General features: G+C 68.4%; 1 protein-coding gene. It reads right to left on the minus strand.

From position 1 onward, the window contains the following. Positions 1–14 precede the first annotated feature (14 nt). Positions 15–1,001 carry an IS110 family transposase gene (locus VMP31_RS23000; protein ID WP_325510120.1) on the minus strand — a complete coding sequence of 329 codons (987 nt, stop codon included), beginning with the start codon at positions 999–1,001 and terminating at the stop codon, positions 15–17. Positions 1,002–1,280: the final 279 nt, after the last annotated feature.

A 1,280-nucleotide genomic window follows, 5' to 3' on the forward strand; every position in this document is an offset into this window, starting at 1 on the left:
TGCTGGGAGAGATCCTATGGTTCCGTGTCAAGGGCGTGGGGGTGCTCATGGCGGTGCGGCTGACGATGAACACGGGTCGGATCGTAGCGACTACCATGGGTGACGATCGACCAGCAGGTACGCGCCAGCTTGCGCGCCACGGCGTTGAGGGCTGCCGTCGTCGACAAGCCCTTGGCACGCTCACGCTCGTACTGCAGGCGGAAAGGATTCTGCGGATCCTTCGAGCGCAGGTTGGCCTGGGCACACAGGTAGAGCAGTCGTCGCAGCTCGGCATCGCCCCGCTTGGACAAGGCGCGGCGGCCAGCTCGCTGGCCACTGTCACGCACGCGCACATCCAGCCCGATGTAGGCCACGAAGGCGTCGGGATGGGCAAAGACACGGCTGGTCAGACAGGCCGCCGCCGCTGCCGCCGTGACGGGACCGACGCCCGGGATGCGGTCAAGCTCGGCCGCCACGGCCAGCTCAGGCTGGCGGGTCAGGAGCGCGATGCGCCGATCGAGGACGTCTTGCTGGCTGAGCAGGGCGTCAATGGCTGCCTGCAGCGGCTCGGCGGCGTGTGGCAGGACCTGCCGCTGCTGGCGCAGGCGCCCCAGACTGTTGCTGAGGCCGGCACGGGCGGCCAGCAGTTGGTCAAGCTGCACCACAGCCTCCGACTTGACCGGAAAGGGACGCAATGGCATGGCCACAGCGTAACGCGCCAGTCCGGCACTGTCGAGCCGGTCAGTCTTGGCCCGCGGGGACACGGCCTGCAGGAAGGAGCGTGCCCGGCGTGGCTCAGCCAGCAGCACGGTGCGTCCGTCCTGCTGGGCACTGCTCACCACCGCCTGGCTGTAGCAGCCGGTGGGCTCAACCACCCAGGGCTGGTCGGCCGGAATGGTGCGCAGCAGCTGGTTGATCCCGGCGGCGCTATTGGCCACGCTGCCATCGGCACGCACCTGACCGTTGGCCGTATCGAGCCAACTCCAGGCCAGTGTGGCCTTACTGACATCAATCCCAAGCATGGACAGGCTCCTTTCGGGTGGACCGCTCCCGCTCCCTTGCGATGCATCGACCGTCTGGTGCGGTGGCATCCTTCATCGGCGGTGGGCGGACTGGTCGGTACACTCTCCCGGGCCGTCCACGGTTGGCGGCAGGGGGTGATCGACCGTCCCAGCACACCCGATCCGGCCAGCGTCTGTCAAGGCCGCACGGTGGGATGTGGGGATGGGGACAGCCGCTGGCGCGCCTGCCCCCATCCCCACATCCCCTGCGACGACGCCGACTCTGACCATACAAGGGGG

Source organism: Pseudomonas sp. (assembly GCF_035512415.1).
Lineage (GTDB): Bacteria > Pseudomonadota > Gammaproteobacteria > Pseudomonadales > Pseudomonadaceae > Aquipseudomonas.

Bases quoted from the DNA above. Each gene is read 5' to 3' on its own strand.
- VMP31_RS23000 (WP_325510120.1), bottom strand. From the start codon at position 1,001: ATGCTTGGGATTGATGTCAGTAAGGCCACACTGGCCTGGAGTTGGCTC.